Below are 18851 nucleotides of genomic sequence, written 5' to 3' on the forward strand. Positions count from 1 at the left end.
TTTTAGTGCTATATTGAACAAAACGGATATAATGCATCCTAAGATTGTATCGCTAGCCCTGCTATAACACAGCTTCCTGTAAACTTGTGTAAAATCGCTAGTTACAGCATGGGTTAGGCTATTGTTTACCATCAAAATACGTTAATATTGTAATGATTACCCTATGTTGGTGATATTTATCTCATTTTAGGCGTTTATCGTGTATTGAGAGACAAAGCATTAAAGTTTGATGGCTTTTATAGCAAAACGGTCATAGCAAAACAGTAGTTATTTAATCGAAATATTTAGTAAGCTAAAATATATACAAGGTATAGGGGCAAACGCGGTTATGGCTCAAACTGTCAATGGAACAACTGACTTGATGAGTGATGACGCCCGTCGCCCGAGATCCAGCTTGCAAGTACCTACTTGGGTTAAGTATTTTTTTATGACTCTTGTAGTAGGGCTATTGTTATTAATATTAATGATGGGTGGTAAGGCTCTACGTGATGCACCGCCAGCTGCTATTCATGTCAATACACAAGATTTGACCACTGCTCAATATCAAGCTTTGCAACAGACTATGAGTCAGCAAACAGTAAGTAGTTTTTTTACAACTGACTTGCAGGCGTTGCGAGATATTGCAATGGGACTTGCTTGGGTCGATCAGATCAGTGTGACTCGAGATTGGCAGCGTGGTATCGTCATCACAGCATTACCTAAGCAGGCAGTAGCCAATTTTGGTACAGAACGTTTAGTCGATGCTCAAGGTGCAGTATTCGTGCCAGCAGACAGCGAAGAGTTAACCAAGCCAAAATTTGCTACGTTGCAAGGTGAGATGAACCAAGCGCCTGTTATTATGCAGCAAATGCAGCAGATTAATGATTGGTATGCACCGCTTGATATGCGAGTTGAGGATATCATTCTAACACCGCGTATGACTTGGTTAGTACGTTTCGATAATGGTCTAAGGGTTATTGTCGATAACGAAAATACCGCGCAAAAGTTACTTAATTTAAGCCAGCTTTTAAGCAATCAGTTAAGTGACCGCCGTGAGAATATGCAGTCGGTAGATTTAAGATATAAGAACGGTTTTACCGTTGCATGGAAGACTGAAGTGCCACAAGTAGAACCAGTGGTAGCTCAACCTGTAACGTAAACTAGTCTTACCTGTACAACAGTTTTGCCGTCTTTGTGCTATAGATGATGTATAAATTCAAAATAGTACTGTTCTAATGATTTAATGGAGACGTCATGTAGTCTCCTGTTTAGCGATAATTTGTTTGGTACCATGAAAAATACTGAAAATCTGGTTGTTGTCCATCTGAGTGCCACTGCAGTCTATGTCGTGATCGGCAGCGTTGTGTCTGCAAAAGACATACGTATTATGGGTGTTGGGCAAGTTAAAAATAGCGATTTTTATCAAGGTCAAATCAAACATCGTGAACGCTTGCAAGGTGCCATCAAACAAGCCATTCAAGATGCTGAAGATACAGCGAACTGCCGTGTACATAGTGTATGGTTGACCTTAGCTACTCCTGAATTGTCTAGCAAAAACAGTGTCGGTAATGTAGCGGTCGAGGAAGAGACTGTACGTGCTAAAGATATGGTACAAGCATTATCCAATGCTAAATCGCAAGATTTACCGTCTGATTATTATTTGATGCACTGCTGTCAGCAAGGTATTTATATTGATGAGCAAGAAGCAATGGTTGATGATGCTATTGAGATGATTGCAAAAAACATCACAGTCATGTATCACATGATGATGATGCCGGTCTCTAGCCGTCAAAATATACAAAAGCTGCTGCAAGGGTGTGATGTTGGTATCGATCATATTGTTTTTGATGCAGTAACGAGCGCCGAATATAGTTTAATGGGTGAAGAACGCCAACAAGGTGTTTGCCTAGTAGATATAGGCGCAAGTACTACTAGTATTTGCGTGTATAAAGAAAATAAGCTTATTTTTACTCATTGTATCGCAAGTGGTAGCCATGAAGTAACAATGGATATTTCAGCTGATATCGGTATTTCTATGATAGAAGCCGAAAAGCTCAAAAAATCACATGGTACAGTCGATATAAATAGTATGGATCCAAGCTCGTTTTTTATTTTTAAACCGCAAGGTACAGGTGACGAGGTCAATGTCAGTCTTTATAATCTAGCACGCATTATTGAAGCGCGTTATGTACAGATATTTACTGAAGTCATTCGACAGTTACATGAGGCAGATCTGTTAAGTTATATCGATCGCGGTATTGTACTTACTGGTGGTGGTAGTACCATTAAAGGTATGATACCTTTTGCCAAAAGACTGTTAAAAATGCCAGTGGTGCTGTCTAACACACATCCTGCTATCAGTGCTTATAATCATTTTGATAATGAAGAGTCATTTAAGCAGCTGAATATACAGGTCAATGATCGTGCTTATCAAACTGCATTCGGAACTTTACTCTATAGTCAAAGTGAGCAGTTTCGTCACAGTGAGCAAAGTGAACCTGACGCTATTAAACAGGGCCGAATAAAAGGTACTTTCCAAAGTGTCGGTCATCGTTTCACTAGCGTTCTTAAAAAAATACTTTAGAGTATTTAGAATAAAGTATTTAAAAGCATAAACGTTTGTAATCGTCTTTGAAGTGCGCTATCTCAATCTAACGATTAATACGTTTATTTGACAAAATACTGTAGTACTGCGAGACCATATTATTAGCGTAGCGCATTTAGATAGAGGTTTGACACATATCAACTAAGCCTCAGCTTTATTATCTTATTTTATTTGTATGCATTTATATATAGTAAGTCGATAGTACTTTATGCGAGTGCGTTACCACGTATCGACCATCACGCTATCTGCAACTGGAGAATCTTTTTTATGTCAAAATACACCATGCCAGATGATAACCAGCCTCAAAATAATGGCCAAGCTCGTTTTACCGTATTCGGTGTTGGCGGCGGTGGCGGTAATGCAGTCGAACATATGGTACAGCAAGGTATCAAAGGCGTGACGTTTATTTGTGCCAATACTGATAGACAAGCCCTTGATCGCCTGACAGTACCGCATAAATTGCAGCTTGGTGCGAAGAGTAATCGTGGCTTAGGTGCTGGTGCTAACCCAGAAGTTGGGCGTGAAGCTGCAGAAAGCGAAGAGGAAGCGATTCGAACTTTGCTTGAAAACTCAGATATGGTATTCATTACTGCTGGCATGGGTGGTGGTACAGGTACTGGTGCAGCTCCTGTCATTGCGCGTATCGCGAAAGAGATGGAAGTTTTGACCGTTGCGGTCGTTACGACACCATTTAAGTTTGAAGGCGGCAAGCGTAACAAATCTGCTAAAGCAGGCATTGAGCAATTGACAAACTTCGTTGATTCTATCATTACTATTCCTAATGACAAGCTTATGAGTGTCTATGGTAATATTTCAATGAAAGACGCGTTTAAAAAAGCGGATGATGTGTTATTGCATGCAGTGCAGGGTATTGCTGAAACTATTGCGCGCTCCGGTCTTGTTAACATTGACTTCAATGATATTCGTACTGCGATGACAGCTAAAGGTCACGCTATGATGGGTGTCGGGCGTGCTAGTGGTGATGATCGTGCGCGTCAAGCCACTGAAAAGGCAATCAAGTCACCGTTGTTAGATGATCTATGCTTAGAAAATGCCAAAGGCTTATTAGTCAACGTTATCTCTTCAGAAACTCTATCATTAGATGAATTCAGTCAGATCAGTGAAATTGTGGAAGGTATCACAGATACTGATGAAGCGAACATTTTCTATGGTTCCGTTGTTGATGAAGAGATGGGCGATGATTTACATGTTACGGTTATCGCAACAGGTTTGACGTTGGATGAAAAGGTGAGTGAAGCACCTAAAGTTCAACAATCAGTGCCTTCTGTGACCAGCACGCAACCAGTAGATCCCAATCTGCATACCAGTGCTTTGAACAGTCAAAAGCATTCACAAAACCAGGCATATCAAGATACTGGAGCACGTTCTGCACCTGCTCAAGAGCAACCACAGACTAAAACTAATAGTATTCAAGACTATCTTAAACGTCAGCAGAATAAGTAATTAATCTGTTTTAAGTTGCACTAATATTAATATATTGTATGGTTTTTACAACGGTTTTTAGATTATAAAGTCTTAATAAATTATCAACAGTGATGTCAGTTTTATAAAGAGCCAGCGTAGCAACGCTGGCTCTTTTGTATTTATAATCTGTTAATAGTAGATATTTAAAAGGTTTTAACATAGTTTTAGCTAAAAAATTGGTGTTAATTAGGCAAGTCATTAATAAGTTAATAATGAAAAACAGTTCATCATAAGCTGGGTCAATCATAGAAATGAGTAAATTACTGATTTTTGACTATAGCGAATTGATAGGAGCTAGTGGTACACTATGGCAATTGTAACAAAATATGTGAGAAAGCAGCCATGAATCAACGAACCATAAAAACAGCTATAGCTATTACAGGTATCGGTCTGCACAGTGGCGAGCCTGTTGATTTAGAGTTTCATCCACAACCTGTTAACACTGGAGTGGTTTTTGAGCGCTCAGATATTGAGGGTAGTGAGCCGATTCCAGCTAGTGCTTTTTTAGTACAAGATACCATGATGTCATCAAATCTTGTATTTGGTGGTACGCGCGTCGGTACGGTTGAGCATTTATTAAGTGCAATAGCAGGACTTGGTATAGATAACCTGTTAATAAGAGTATCTGCGAGCGAAATTCCGATTATGGATGGTAGTGCCTCACCTTTTGTGGGCTTACTATTGCAAGCAGGCTTCACTGAACAAGATGAGTTAAAGAAGTTTCTGCGTATTGTCCGACCAGTTCGTGTCGATGTTGATGATAAGTGGGCAGAACTGCGTCCTTATGAAGGATTTGAATTAAATTTTGAGATTGATTTTGATCATCCAGCTTTCGATAAAGACTTTCAACATGCTCAACTTAACTTTTCAACACAAAATTTCATCGAGCAATTAAGTGAGGCGCGTACTTTTGGATTTTTACAGGATATTGAGACGTTAAGACAAAACAACTTAGCGTTGGGCGGTAGTATGGACAATGCGATTGTCATTGATGATGCTCGTATATTAAATGCTGGTGGGTTACGCTTTGCTGATGAGTTCGTTCGCCATAAGATTTTAGATGCTTTAGGCGATTTATATTTGATTGGATATCCTATTATAGGTCGTTTTAATGCCTATAAATCAGGACACGCCTTAAACAATATGTTAGTACGTGAAATCTTATCAGATGCAAATAACTTTGAAATTGTAACTTTTGATGACAATGTAACCTGTCCTATCGAATATTTACCTCTAACAGGTCTAACTGTTGAAGGATGAATACAGGAATATACACGAAGTATCGCAACATTTACGTAAGATTACATATTTTGGGAATATCAACGTTCAAATTATAATCACATTGAAAAATATATACTTTCATATTTTTTAATAACTAGGCTCTAGCCTAGACAATATAAAAGCTTTGGACAGTAAAAAAATCATCTGCTAGTCAAATCCTTAATAGGGATAGAGCTGACAGATGATTTTTTTTGTTTATAGAATTACAAAAATGCAGCGTTACCATGTCGATTTTCTGTTTTTATTTACATAAGATTACATTGTAAGATGCGAAATTTTACTCATTTGCTAGTCGTAAAAGTGCTTTTTTGAGCTTTTCATCAGTGGTGACATGCTTTGCAGCCTGTGCTATAGTCCGCTTTGTGTTTTGGCTAAGAGCCTGATTTTCATTGGCTTTATCATGTTTAAGATTATTAGTTAGTGATGATAATTTTTCTTTATACGATGAATTATTAGTATTGGTTTTCGATACTACTACGCGAATCTTCTTAAGTTGTTGAAATGTAATTGACTGCGTTGTCAGTACTTGTAGATATGCATGTTGTAAGTATCGAATATGATTGGCTGCAGTAACTGAGGCTACGCTTAGTGTTAATTGCTCAGAGCTCAGACCTACAACCCAGCAGGTATTAAGTATTTCTTCAGGTAGACAGTCTACCAATAGCGTTTTTATCTCATTGGTTACTTGTGTATAAAGACGCATATCATCAGCTAGTGTTTGAGGTAGTGCGCTACCAGCAAATGCTTGATGGTCGATAAGCTCAGCAAGACGATTAGGCTGTTTTTTTGACATCGTGTTTACTCATCAATTAGGTGATAAAAGCCGATTTATAAAATAAATATGCCTAATATCAGTATATATAGAATATAAAGCGAGCTGTTTAAGAGGCGAATAACCAAACTGGCAATAATGCCTGTGTTAATCGTCATAGACTGAATAGTTAGCTGCTGTACTAAGGATTTTATCATGGTTATTCAATGGTACATCCTCTAAATCAATTAATGCTTTGTCACGGATGACGAGCAATCTTGTATTAACAAATAGGTAGTAAATTTATGAAACAAGCTTTATTAATTTTGTCAGTACTGGGAATGGGTTTAGCACAAACGAGTGGTGCTGCCGAAACCACCTTTCAACCAAATAATACCTTGAGTCATACCATCACAAATATTTCAGTTTCTCAAAACTATGGTTCTAGCCGCAACGTCTATAGCACCAATAGTGGCGCCCATGTCTTTAGCAATGATGAAATCAGTCAAGCTATCGACAATCTAAGTGCTCATGCCAAACAAAAAGAATATCAGTTAGCATCGTTAACCAATCGCTTATCATATGAGCGTCAGCAGCAAGCTAGTAGCAGAGTACCAGATAGTAACTCAGCTCCTGCTATCGCCGCTGCTCGTGCGTCACGAGTTGCTTTGTCTAGAAGCTCTGGATATTGTGCCCGTTATGTACGTAAAGCTTTACAGTCAGCTGGTTACGAATTTACGCCTAATCCTTCAGCTTATCAGTATGCCTCTCGCGGCACACTTGCTAACGCAGGTTTTACCAAAATCAGCAATGACATGCCGCCACAAGTAGGTGATGTCGTAGTCTATGATCGCAGCTCACAACGTCCGCATGGCCATATCCAAATTTTTGACGGTTCAGGATGGGTTTCTGATTTCCGTCAGAACAGTATTAGCCCATACAGCGGCGTTCATAACTATACTACATGGCGTGATTCGCAGTACGTTGATGATGCTTCAGATCGTGGTATCTACCTTGCTATGGCTGACAAATAAAGTCTGATTAAGTAGCCGTAAGCTAAAAATTGACCGTTTTCTCCTAACTCAGTAATGCTCTTTATGACATTACTGAGTTTTTTTATGTTTATTCTTATACTTGTTAAACTGCAATCAAAAACATCTGTTTTTAGCTGTCTGATAAGGTCGTCTAATAATTATAAAGCTCATTTAAGACAACTTTGATTTAGACAGTGCAGCTTGGTAATCCAGTTTTGACCAATGATACTGCTGATGAAAGTCGGGCGGGGCAGCATGAGCCGATGCGAAGTATAAATTGGTTTTATCAAAACGTAGAATTACGCAAGGATGTAGCAGCTCGATACCAATATCAGCAGGCGATTCAGAATTGGAATAGTCAGATGATATTTGTTCTAAATACAATCCAAAGATACGTTGATACTGATAGTATGGAATAAATTTAGCAGCAGTTAAATCTATAGCGAGACTTGCCAGTCTAAGAGATGGTTTCAGACCAATTACGCTTTTTATCTGTTGGCCTGAAAAGTTGTCTTTCCAAATGATATGAGCCTTTGTCTTGCTATCTGATTGTAGTAATGCTTCTGGAGGTAGCGTCGATGGAGTGCGATAGTCGTTAAACTTATACAGTGCATATTGCCCATTGGGGCTGGCGTTGATTTCGATATAGCTGGTCGTTTCGTTATCACCAATAGCTTTACTACTAATAAAACACTCCAAGCAAGTCTGCTCCCACAAGTAATCATTGAAACTGACCTGTGTTTGTTGCCATGCGGGCCAATCTAGTTGCGCAGCTAAGGTAGGTGATGGCAGCTGAACTTGATAACTCAGCCAAAGTTGTCGCTTGGGCTGATAAATGATTGAAGCACTTACGCTAATTCGAATTTGCAGGAGCTGATCAATGGGTACACCAATCTGCTTTGCATCTGTAAATAGATTTTCGGTTGCAAGTTTTAGGTTGAATAGCTGACTCATGACAAAAGTGACCTAACAGAGATTTTCAATATAGAATATATTAAGTGAGAGATAACATAAAAGCCGCGAGCAATGATGCGTCGCGGCTTTTATAATTATAACCGTTGTATGGGTTTAACCAATATCATTCATTGCTCATTTGCTATTGAGCATGGCGTACTAGGTTTGACAACTTAGGGTTGGCATTTGGATTCTGGCGTAGTAATAATGCCATACGTCCAATAGTATGAATCACCTCAGCCTTAGCAGCAGTAGCAAGTTCCGTACTGACCAAGTCGCGGTCATGTTTACTACCAGCAGGTAGTTTTACTTTAATAAGTTCATGATCAGTCAAAGCACGGTCAATCTCTTCAGTGATGGCAGGAGTAATGCCATTATTACCGATCATAACGACAGGTTTGAGCTCATGACCAATACCTTTTAAGCGTTTAATCGTAGCGTTATCGAGTTGCATAGTATTCCTAAATTCTAGTAAAAATAAAAGACAGTCTTAAAATAGTTGCGTTGTTATAACGAGTCATAATAAATAAGAAGCAATGTTATTTAAACAATATCATTAAAACAATGTTATTAAAAAAGTTAATATTCATTATAAATAATCTGTGACCATCTTGCATGAAATCATCAGTATTTTGCACGATTTTACGTGATGAAAATGTTAAACTGATTAACTCGCCGCATTATAGACGCTGCTGAGTCATAAAGCTGTTAAATCATTACTAATGCTATTAATTTTATTAACTATATAGATTTATTCTAAATAGGCAGTCTTAAAAGTAAAATAGGCATTGCAGATTTAATGCTTAAACCCCACTACAGGTAAATACTGTCGAATATAAAAAATATAAATATAAATTTAAATAGTTGTACATTGGTAAGTTGTCACGTTGTCACGTTGTCACGTTGTCACGTTGTCACGTTGTCACGTTGTCACGTTGTCACGTTGTCACGTTGTAAAGTAATAGGAGCAGGTATTTTGGCCACGCGTATTGAGAATAAAGGTTTGTCAAAAAGTAGTAGTGCTTGGATGAAAGAGCATATTGACGACTATTATGTGAAACAAGCACAAAAAGATGGCTACCGTGCACGTGCTGCTTATAAGTTGCTTGAGATAAACGATAAAGCCAAATTGATATCTCCTGGTATGACTGTAGTAGATTTAGGCAGTGCTCCTGGCAGTTGGTCACAGGTTGCAATTAAACTAGTTGGTGAACGAGGTACTTTAATTGCGTCTGATATCTTGCCTATGGATGCTTTAGCAGATGTGAAGTTTATTCAAGGCGACTTTAGAGAAGCAGAAGTTTTTGACAAAATCATGGCTGAGGTCGGTGGCAAGCAAGTAGATGTGGTATTGTCTGATATGGCACCTAACACAGCAGGGAATAGTTCTATTGATCAACCCCGAATGATGTACTTATGCGAGCTGGCTGTAGACTTTGCTTTGGATACCTTACCAGAAGGTGGCGCGCTTATTATGAAAGTGTTTCAAGGTGAGGGCTCACAAGAATTACGCAAGCAGATGCAGTCTAAATTTAGTAAGATTCGTAGTATGAAGCCTGCAGCATCCAGACCACGATCAAAAGAGATGTTCTGGATAGCAATAAAATAACTTGTTATTTCAATAGGTTATAGCTAATAAATAGTCTATTATTAACTTTATAAAATACGTCATATAAGGTGCGAAAACCGCTACAATTGTTAACTGAATAAACGCAGCTTTCGCTTGAATTGTGTAGGTTAAAACCACATATCATAATATATTAACTTTGTTTTGTTTCAAGCAAAGTCGTCTGATAATGTATGATGAATTTATATTACATTTATATATGGGCGTCACGTGTTTAGTAAACACACCAATAAGTAAGGGATGGGAATAACTAGTGAGCGACATGGTAAAAAATACCTTATTGTGGCTGGTGGTAATCGGCGTTTTGGTGCTGGTGTTTAGTGGCTTTGATCAATCATCTGAGCCAGATAACCTTAACTACTCTGAGTTTGTGACCGCAGTGTCCGAAAACCAAGTAGCCAGTGTTGAGATTGACGGCGAGCAAATCATCGGCGAGAAGAAAAATGGCTCATCTTTTGAGACCATTAGGCCAGCTGTGACTGATGAGCAGCTAATGCCACTATTGCGTGAGAACCAAGTCGAAGTCCAAGGGACTGCGCCTAAACGTCAAAGCGTGTTAATGCAATTGTTAATAGCCAGTTTCCCAATCCTATTGATTATTGGTCTGTTCTTGTTCTTCATGCGTAACATGCAAGGGGGCGCTGGCGGTAAGGGCGGCGGTCCAATGAGCTTTGGTAAATCTAAAGCTAAAATGCTGACTGAAGACCAAATCAACGTCAACTTCGAAGACGTTGCTGGTTGTGAAGAAGCCAAAGAAGAAGTGGTGGAAGTTGTCGAGTTCTTACGTGATCCCGATAAGTTTACCAAGCTTGGTGCGACGATTCCACGTGGTATTCTGATGGTAGGTCCTCCTGGTACTGGTAAAACGTTGCTAGCACGAGCCATTGCTGGTGAAGCTAAAGTACCGTTCTTCTCAATTTCAGGTTCTGACTTTGTTGAGATGTTCGTCGGTGTCGGTGCATCTCGTGTACGTGACATGTTTGAACAAGCCAAGAAAAGTGCGCCTTGTATCATCTTTATTGATGAGATTGATGCAGTCGGTCGCCATCGTGGCTCTGGTATGGGCGGCGGTAATGACGAGCGTGAACAGACGCTTAACCAGTTGCTGGTCGAGATGGATGGTTTTGAAGGTAATGAAGGCGTTATTGTCATCGCTGCGACTAACCGTGCAGATGTTCTCGATAAAGCATTGTTGCGTCCGGGTCGTTTTGACCGTCAGGTGCAAGTAGGCTTGCCAGATATTAAAGGCCGTGAGCAAATTTTAAAAGTGCATTTGAGAAAACTACCGAATACTATCGGTGTTGATGCCAATGCACTTGCTCGTGGTACTCCTGGATTCAGTGGCGCACAGCTTGCTAACCTTGTAAACGAAGCAGCATTGTTTGCAGCACGTCGTAATAAAACTAGCGTCGACATGAATGATTTTGAAGATGCTAAAGATAAGTTGTACATGGGTCCTGAGCGTAAATCAATGGTGATACGCGAAGAAGAGCGCCGTGCAACTGCTTATCATGAGGCGGGCCATGCATTGGTCGCTGAGCTATTGCCAGGTACAGATCCTGTGCATAAAGTGACTATTATGCCGCGTGGTTTTGCGCTTGGTGTGACTTGGCAATTGCCTGAGCACGATCAAACTAGTATGTATAAGTCAAAAATGCTAAGCGATATCGCTATATTATTCGGTGGTCGTATTGCTGAAGAAGTATTTATTAATCAGCAGTCGACAGGCGCTTCTAACGACTTTGAGCGTGCAACTAAAATGGCGCGCGCCATGGTTACTAAGTATGGTATGTCTGATGCCCTTGGTATTATGGTGTATGAAGATGATGATAGCTCGCAAGGATATTTCGGTTCTAGTAACCGTACTATCTCAGAAGCGACGCAGCAAAAAGTTGATGAAGAAGTACGCCGGATGTTAGAAGAGCAGTATGATATTGCTCGTGAGCTGATCGAAGGTAATCAAGATAAAATGCATGCAATGGTTGATGCCTTAATGAAATGGGAAACGATTGACCGTGATCAGTTGCAGGATATCCTAGCAGGTGAAGATCCACGTCCACCAAAAGTTTACCAACATGAAGTCAATCTCGCAAAAGGTAATATTAAGCCAACGGGTTTAACTCCACCACCATTGCCAGCGATGTAAAATTAAAAGTCATTCAATAATTTATGCAAAAGCCCTTTTTCTTAAAGGGCTTTTTTATTGGTATAAATTTACTGGTATGATGAGCTAAATTTATTTGCTTCGGTATTTATTTTCTTGAAGAACATAACTGAGATCGATCATTTAGCAAAGCATATTTATTTATAAAACAATTATTAATAATGGATTAATTATGGCATTGTTCCTCCCTTTACCAGCTTATACTCTGTCTAGTGGCAATAAAGTTTTAGATTTATCTCAACCACATATAATGGGCATTTTGAATGTAACACCTGACTCATTCTCCGATGGTGGACAATTCAATGCCATTGATAAAGCCGTTGCACACTGTCAAGAAATGCTGGAGGCAGGAGCGACTATTATTGATATTGGGGGCGAATCTACACGTCCAAATGCGGATGCCGTTGACACTATTGAAGAAGTACAGCGCGTGGTGCCAGTTGTCAAAGCCATCAGACAATATCTTGGCGATGCAGTTTGGCTATCTATTGATACTAGTAATCCTGCAGTTATAGAGACTGCGTTTGAAGCAGGTGCAGACATTTGGAATGATGTGCGTGCTCTCAAGCGCGAGGGTGCAGTATCTATGGCGGTCAAACTTGATATACCAGTGATGCTTATGCATATGCGTGGTGAGCCGACAACCATGAATCATTTAGCGCAGTATAATAATGTAGTTAGCGATGTCATTGCTGAGTTAGCCGCTCGTATCGATGAGGTAACAAGCTTCGGCGTGAAGCGTGATAAGATAATTATTGACCCAGGATTTGGTTTTGCTAAAAACTATGACCATCACTGCGCCTTATTAACACAGCTTGATAGCTTGCAAATACTTGGGTTACCAATGATGTTTGGTGTTTCGCGCAAGCGTTTTTTAGCAGAAGTATTGGCCAATAGCGGAGTCAACATGATCGCAGAGACTAAGGCATCTGATCGTGATGCAGTAGGGACTGCCGCTGGCTTGCTGGCTTTGCAACAAGGCGCAAGCATTATTCGTACCCATAATGTGCCAATGATGCAGCAGGCAGTGGCATTATGGAAACAGTTATCCACTCATAATCAGCATAAAGCCTAACTATCATAATTATTATTCGATGATTAAAAATCAAACTTCTATTTAAATATATCTTTAATTGAGACCGTACCTATGACAGCAATAACCCAACCAGAACCAACTAACGAACAGCGCCGTATTATTTATCAAGCACGCCGTGGATTAAAAGAGTTAGATTTCTATATTGATCCTTACGTTAAAGAGCTTTACTTGACAGCAGCGCCTGCTGAGCAAGAGGCTTTTGCGCAAATGCTTACTCATGAAGACCCAGATTTACTGGATTACTTTACCAATCAAGCTCGTCCAGAAAACGAAGCGATATGGACATTAGTAAATAAAATTAAGACATGGCGCCATGCTAAAGATTCACTATAAAAATCTGGTTCTCTCTTATGCTTGACAACGCTGTGGCTCCGTCGCAAACCAATCCGTTACGTATTGATACTGCTGTTAATTCTAGCAGTTATCTTCGTGCGCTCATATATGTCGGATTGCTAAGTGCGCTGGTATTACTATTATGGCTTGCCGAATTATCATTGTGGCAAGATGTTGTGATACTGGTTGTCAGTGCAGTAGTAGTAAGCTATTTGGCTTTATCACGTCCAATATTGTTACATTTGAGTCAGCCACCTTTGTATAAGCAAGTGAGTCAGGATTGGCAATTACTTATGCGTACTGGTCGCGGCGATGAGCTATGGCTGGCTGAGCTTAATAATATACATCGTTATCATTGGTTGATAACTTTTGAATTTATGACTGTCGAGCCTTTTAAGCGCACTCTGACAGTGACCGTTTTTCGTGATCAAGTCAGTCGTAATGAATGGCGACAGCTAAATATTTTAGCGAATATATCAGGTGAAAAAATTGTTTAAAGTCGTCTGTTTCAGGCAAAATTTACATGGGTAATATGATTGTATAAATTTTTTATATTCAATGTTTCATTATTCTTTAACGAAGTCCTACGCGTTATAACAAAATACCTATCCTGCTAGTTAAAACGGTTTGTTATATTAGATAGCAGGTCAGATTATGCTTTTAACAGCTCTGATGTCAGGTATGACAATACGATTATAAATAATAAGAGGATAATACTATGAGTTTATTAGGAAATTTAATTACACAAGTCACCCGTAGTGCTATGGATCCAGAAGATTCTAAACGCAACCCAGTCAATCAGAATATTAATCCGCGTCGTACTGGTGGTCTTGGTGATATTTTAGGTGGGGTATTAACAGGTAGTCGCAATCAAACACGTGAATATAATCCGCAACAATACGATAAACAGCCAGGTAATGGCTTTGGTTTGGATGATATTTTAGGAGGTTTGACTGGTGGCAATCAGCGCGGTGGTATGAGCTCTGGTGCAGGCGGCTTAGGTGATATCTTAGGTAGCGTATTAGGCAGTCAGCGTACTAGAAGCGGTTTCGGTGGTAAAGGTATGCTAGTGGCGGCTCTTATGCCTATGGTACTAAGCTGGATTCAACGTAACGGTGGACTTAGCGGCGCATTGTCTAAAGTCACAGGAATGGGTTATGACAATCAAGCACGCTCTTGGATGAGTAATCATGAACTTAATGATAACTTGGATCCTAATGATGTCAGTCGTTTATTTGACGAGAATGAAATTCAACAAGTCGCTGCGCATACTGGTGCCAATGATGTAGAAGTACGCCAAGGTCTGGCTGAGCTACTGCCAGAAGTCTTTAATCAGCTAACGCCACATGGCAATTTGGACAATGAATCAGAAGCCAATCAAGAGATTGATCAGATTGTTAGTCAATTATCTAGTCGTCTTGGTACGCTAAAATAAGACAAGTATTTTTTAATTTCAGTACACTATGTTTTGGTTTAAAAAAGAGTGCGTTTAATAACGCACTCTTTTTTTATGGCCAATAATTAATAATCAGAAACTCGTGGCACTCTTAGCATTAAGTGACATTGTTAACATTAAATAGTTATGTTAAAAAAAGTGAGCAATAAAGCAGCATTAGTCTAATCGTTATATCATAGCTATATAATTAGTTAATGACTGCTTCATTATATGTTTTTTTATCTATTTACAGTTCCAGGTTTTGTTGAAGCTGATGAATAAGATATCACTACCTACTATACGCGTGATAAGGTTGAGCTGATGATGCCATTTAAACCTATTCCTGCCGCGATTGCCGTCTTAGTTGGCTTGATTATCTGGTTCGTTATTCCAGTTCCTGCTGACGTTACACCTGAAGCTTGGCATATGCTGGCGTTGTTTATTGCTACGATTGTTGCCATTATTGGTAAAGTTTTACCGATTGGCGCAATTGCCATTATTGCAGTGACATTAGTGGCTGTCACTGGCGTGACTAATGAGAGCCCGAAAGAGGCAATCAGTGATGCTCTCTCAAGCTACTCAAGCCCGCTTATTTGGCTGATCGGTATCGCGGTAATGATATCGCGAGGATTGATTAAGACTGGTTTGGGACGCCGTATTGCTTATTACTTTATCTCTATTTTCGGCAAAAAATCGATTGGTGTGGCTTATTCCCTAACTGCAGCTGAGTTAATGATTGCACCTATTACGCCCTCTAATACTGCCCGTGGTGGCGGTATTATTCACCCTATTATGAAATCCATCGCGCAGAGTTTCCATTCAACTCCAGAAGAAGGTACTCAAAAAAAGATTGGCCGTTATTTAGCAATGTGAATTATCATGCTAACCCAATCACTTCGGGCATGTTTATTACTGCAACCGCACCCAACCCTCTGGTCGTAGATTTAGTTAACAAAGCAACAGGTGGTGACATTCAACTGTCTTGGACAACATGGGCAGTGGCGATGTTTGTACCTGGGATGCTATGTTTAATATTGATGCCACTGGTCATTTATGTCATTTATCCACCTGACTTAAAAGTTACACCCAACGCCAAAAAATTCGCTACAGAAAATTTGGATGAAATGGGGAGTATCAGTAAGCAAGAAAAGATTATGCTCGGTGTCTTTGCACTGATGTTGATACTGTGGGCGAATATTCCTGCTCTTATATTCGGTGAAGCCTTTAGTGTTGATGCCACGACGACGGCTTTTATTGGATTGACGACTTTGATATTAACTGGTGTACTCACGTGGGAGGATGTGCTCAAAGAAAAGTCTGCTTGGGATACTATTATTTGGTTCGGTGCGCTAATTATGATGGCGTCTTACCTAAATAAGCTTGGTTTGATCAGCTGGTTTTCTAGCAACATCGAGTCAATGATTGGTACGACTGGGGTTGGTTGGATGGGTGCAGTAGCGATTTTGACCTTGGTTTATTTGTATATCCATTATTTCTTTGCCAGTACGACTGCTCATATTACAGCGCTATTCGCAGCCTTTTACGCAGTAGGGTTAAGCTTAGGTGCACCGCCAATGTTATATGCGTTAATACTTGCGGCAGCAGGCAACATCATGATGACCTTGACTCATTATGCGACAGGTACCGCTCCAGTTATCTTTAACTCAGATTATGTGACATTAGGGGAGTGGTGGGGTATTGGCGCGATAATGAGTGTGGTTAACTTAGTCGTTTGGATAGGTGCAGGTCTGGTTTGGTGGAAAGTGCTCGGCTATTATTAAACGTGCGTACATATTATTAATAGGGTTCATTCATTGCGTTCTAAATACTTTAACCTAATCAATCTGCAAGAAAATTAGCTAAAAGCGTTCATCTAACGTCTCTAACGTATAGTTGAGCGCGGCAAAACAGATATCACTCTTAAATCCACGATATTGTAAAAACCGCAGCTGGCGTGCTTTGTCTTTTTGCTCAATAGGGATGTCGTTTCCATATTTTTTGGTACGTGCAGCTACCGCAAGCTTTAGCCAGTCGACGCCTTCCACTAAGCTTTCTGGATCCTCATCAACGAACTCGCTAAATTCATCAGACTCTGTATTTGCCATGTCAATTAGCTCATCTATATTGCTAGGTATGGCTATTTTTTTGCGATAGAACTCTTGTTTGATGCGTCCACGTCCACGACCTTTACGGATATTTTCCCGAATAAGCATCAAGGTAGTACGGTAATCACTTTGATAACCCTTCTCTTCAAACTCATCGAGTAGTTCATCAATTTTGGTAGGATCTTGCTCTTTATCGAGTAGTTTTTGTTTTAATTCAGCTTTGCCATATTCGCGGCGCGATAAATAGTAAAACGCTAACCAGCGTAGGCGGCTTTCAGCTTTGATAGCATCTACTTCTGCTTGTCGCTGCTCAGGTGTACGTAGGTAAGCTTTTAACGCGGATGGTAAGTTGTCCGTTTGATTAACTTCACTACAGTCTTTTTCTGGCTCTGATAAGTGCTCATCGGTGCGACTAATTGTGTTGTCGTCGCTAATTTTATCTATATCTGAAAATTCTTTTATATTGGACTTATCGACTATAGCGTCAGCATGAACGTTACGTTTAACTTCTGCTAGCATCTCTTTGATACTTTGCGATGTAGGAAGCTGGTAAGTAGGTATTTCATTAGCTTCAGGCTCAAAATTGGCAGCCGGATGAAAGCGCTTTTTCCGCTTTTTCGATTTAGAATTAGAAGATTTGGATGAGTGGTCAGAAGAGAAAAATGAGGTAGTATCGTTGTCAGAGTTATCAAAGGTTTGAGAAGGCTCGTCATCCTTAAGATCTGCGCGCCTAGGACTAGATTTTGCATATTTTGATTTATCTACAGATTGTTTTATTTTGGCAGGTTTTTTAGATAAATACTTTTGAGTGGCTGTTTTTGGTTTAGAGACAGGAGTACTAGCTGAATCGGCTTCCGATTCAGCTAGAATTTCGGCTAATGTTTTAATTTTCATAAGAAATCAAGATTATTGATAATGATTAGTGATTAAGCTGCTATTGTACAGGTTCAGAGGCCAGTTCTGCATCGGCTTCATTAGCGTCCGTTGCTTTTGCTTCTTTTTTTGATCCAAGCTTTTCGTCACGAATTTTATCTTCAATCTCTTTGGCAATAGCAGGGTTCTCTTTCAAAAACAGCACAGAGTTGGCTTTACCTTGACCGATTTTTTCATCGCCATAGCTATACCACGAGCCTGCTTTGCCAACCGCACCAATCTCAACACCCAAGTCAATCACTTCGGCTAAGTGGTTAGTACCTTCACCATAAGTGATTTCAAACTCTGCTTGGCGGAAAGGCGGTGCCATCTTATTTTTGATAACTTTAACCCGAGTTTGGTTGCCGATGATTTCATCACCATTTTTAACCGCACCAATACGACGAATGTCCATACGCACTGAGGCGTAGAACTTAAGTGCGTTACCACCTGTTGTGGTCTCAGGGCTACCAAACATGACACCGATTTTCATACGGATTTGGTTAATAAATACTACCATACAGTTAGAGCGTTTAGCATTACCAGTAATCTTACGTAAGGCTTGGCTCATCAAGCGTGCTTGCAAACCCATATGTGAGTCGCCCATCTCGCCCTCAATCTCTGCACGCGGCGTCAAGGCAGCAACTGAATCAATAACAATCATATCAACCGCCCCAGAACGCACAAGCATGTCAGTGATTTCAAGCGCTTGCTCACCATTATCAGGCTGAGAGAGCAATAGTTCATCAGTATTCACGCCAAGCTTGCGCGCATAAACTGGATCTAGTGCATGCTCAGCATCAATAAAGGCACAGATACCACCTTGCTTTTGGCATTCTGCAATAGCTTGTAGCGTCATGGTAGTTTTACCAGAGCTTTCTGGGCCATAAATCTCAACGATACGGCCTTTTGGTAGGCCACCAATGCCAAGGGCAATGTCTAGACCTAATGAGCCTGTTGATACCACATCAACATCCAAAATGGCAGAGTCGTCACCTAGATGCATGATGGTGTTTTTGCCAAATTGCTTTTCAATTTGACCCAGTGCCGCTTTAAGTGCTTTGGCTTTATTGTCGTCCATAATGGAGTC

Annotated in this window: 16 protein-coding genes and 1 pseudogene; 12 read left to right on the forward strand and 5 right to left on the reverse strand. The window is 40.0% G+C overall.

Going from position 1 to position 18851, the window contains the following annotated elements:
- The first annotated feature begins 328 nt into the window (after positions 1-328).
- The 4 genes from AAEY87_RS04350 to lpxC all read left to right on the forward strand — a co-directional run bounded on the left by AAEY87_RS04350 (position 329) and on the right by lpxC (position 5329).
- Positions 329-1138 (forward strand): cell division protein FtsQ/DivIB, encoded by an 810-nt coding sequence (locus tag AAEY87_RS04350; protein ID WP_068037577.1) that lies wholly within the window; start codon positions 329-331, stop codon positions 1136-1138.
- A 132-nt stretch (positions 1139-1270) separates the two neighbouring features.
- Complete coding sequence (gene ftsA, locus AAEY87_RS04355; protein WP_203226476.1) at positions 1271-2563, forward strand: cell division protein FtsA; 1293 nt, start codon at positions 1271-1273, stop codon at positions 2561-2563.
- 288 nt (positions 2564-2851) lie between these two features.
- A complete protein-coding gene (gene ftsZ, locus AAEY87_RS04360; RefSeq protein ID WP_068329266.1) occupies positions 2852-4048 on the forward strand; it encodes a cell division protein FtsZ in 1197 nt (398 codons plus the stop codon).
- Between the two features lie 363 nt (positions 4049-4411).
- Complete coding sequence (lpxC, locus tag AAEY87_RS04365; protein ID WP_068039407.1) at positions 4412-5329, forward strand: UDP-3-O-acyl-N-acetylglucosamine deacetylase; 918 nt, start codon at positions 4412-4414, stop codon at positions 5327-5329.
- 298 nt (positions 5330-5627) lie between these two features.
- Here the strand turns inward: lpxC and AAEY87_RS04370 are convergent, their stop codons facing one another.
- Positions 5628-6143: a hypothetical protein gene (locus AAEY87_RS04370; protein WP_350656089.1), complete on the reverse strand. Its 516-nt coding sequence runs from the start codon at positions 6141-6143 to the stop codon at positions 5628-5630.
- A 263-nt stretch (positions 6144-6406) separates the two neighbouring features.
- Here AAEY87_RS04370 and AAEY87_RS04375 point away from each other — a divergent pair, with 263 nt between their 5' ends.
- The gene (locus AAEY87_RS04375; RefSeq protein ID WP_068037565.1) at positions 6407-7135 is read left to right on the forward strand and encodes a CHAP domain-containing protein; all 729 of its coding nucleotides are present in this window, start codon (positions 6407-6409) and stop codon (positions 7133-7135) included.
- A gap of 171 nt (positions 7136-7306) precedes the next feature.
- Here the strand turns inward: AAEY87_RS04375 and AAEY87_RS04380 are convergent, their stop codons facing one another.
- Positions 7307-8089: a DOMON domain-containing protein gene (locus AAEY87_RS04380; protein ID WP_350656091.1), complete on the reverse strand. Its 783-nt coding sequence runs from the start codon at positions 8087-8089 to the stop codon at positions 7307-7309.
- 142 nt (positions 8090-8231) lie between these two features.
- Entirely contained in the window at positions 8232-8543 is a 312-nt protein-coding gene (locus AAEY87_RS04385; protein WP_068037559.1) for a YhbY family RNA-binding protein, read from the reverse strand.
- A 522-nt stretch (positions 8544-9065) separates the two neighbouring features.
- Here AAEY87_RS04385 and AAEY87_RS04390 point away from each other — a divergent pair.
- The 7 genes and pseudogenes from AAEY87_RS04390 (at position 9066) to AAEY87_RS04420 (ending at position 16525) form a co-directional block, all read left to right on the forward strand.
- Positions 9066-9698, forward strand: a complete 633-nt coding sequence (locus AAEY87_RS04390) for an RlmE family RNA methyltransferase (RefSeq protein WP_068037556.1) — start codon at positions 9066-9068, stop codon at positions 9696-9698.
- A 271-nt stretch (positions 9699-9969) separates the two neighbouring features.
- Entirely contained in the window at positions 9970-11862 is a 1893-nt protein-coding gene (ftsH, locus tag AAEY87_RS04395; RefSeq protein ID WP_068037551.1) for an ATP-dependent zinc metalloprotease FtsH, read from the forward strand.
- Positions 11863-12052: 190 nt separating this feature from the next.
- Positions 12053-12955: a dihydropteroate synthase gene (gene folP / locus AAEY87_RS04400; RefSeq protein WP_350656093.1), complete on the forward strand. Its 903-nt coding sequence runs from the start codon at positions 12053-12055 to the stop codon at positions 12953-12955.
- Positions 12956-13027: 72 nt separating this feature from the next.
- The gene (locus AAEY87_RS04405) at positions 13028-13309 is read left to right on the forward strand and encodes an FAD assembly factor SdhE (RefSeq protein ID WP_068037546.1); all 282 of its coding nucleotides are present in this window, start codon (positions 13028-13030) and stop codon (positions 13307-13309) included.
- 17 nt (positions 13310-13326) lie between these two features.
- The gene (locus tag AAEY87_RS04410) at positions 13327-13806 is read left to right on the forward strand and encodes a hypothetical protein (protein WP_350656094.1); all 480 of its coding nucleotides are present in this window, start codon (positions 13327-13329) and stop codon (positions 13804-13806) included.
- Between the two features lie 221 nt (positions 13807-14027).
- Positions 14028-14744, forward strand: coding sequence for a YidB family protein (locus tag AAEY87_RS04415; protein WP_350656095.1), 717 nt, complete (start codon positions 14028-14030; stop codon positions 14742-14744).
- A gap of 324 nt (positions 14745-15068) precedes the next feature.
- Positions 15069-16525: pseudogene (locus AAEY87_RS04420) on the forward strand (anion permease).
- 78 nt (positions 16526-16603) lie between these two features.
- Here AAEY87_RS04420 and AAEY87_RS04425 read toward each other — a convergent pair.
- Together AAEY87_RS04425 and recA are read right to left on the reverse strand one after the other, a co-directional pair.
- Entirely contained in the window at positions 16604-17743 is a 1140-nt protein-coding gene (locus AAEY87_RS04425) for a regulatory protein RecX (RefSeq protein ID WP_350656096.1), read from the reverse strand.
- Positions 17744-17783: 40 nt separating this feature from the next.
- Positions 17784-18842: a recombinase RecA gene (gene recA, locus AAEY87_RS04430; RefSeq protein WP_068037536.1), complete on the reverse strand. Its 1059-nt coding sequence runs from the start codon at positions 18840-18842 to the stop codon at positions 17784-17786.
- Positions 18843-18851 lie beyond the last annotated feature (9 nt).

Source organism: Psychrobacter sp. S1-30-MNA-CIBAN-0213 (genome assembly GCF_040309845.1).
Lineage (GTDB): Bacteria > Pseudomonadota > Gammaproteobacteria > Pseudomonadales > Moraxellaceae > Psychrobacter.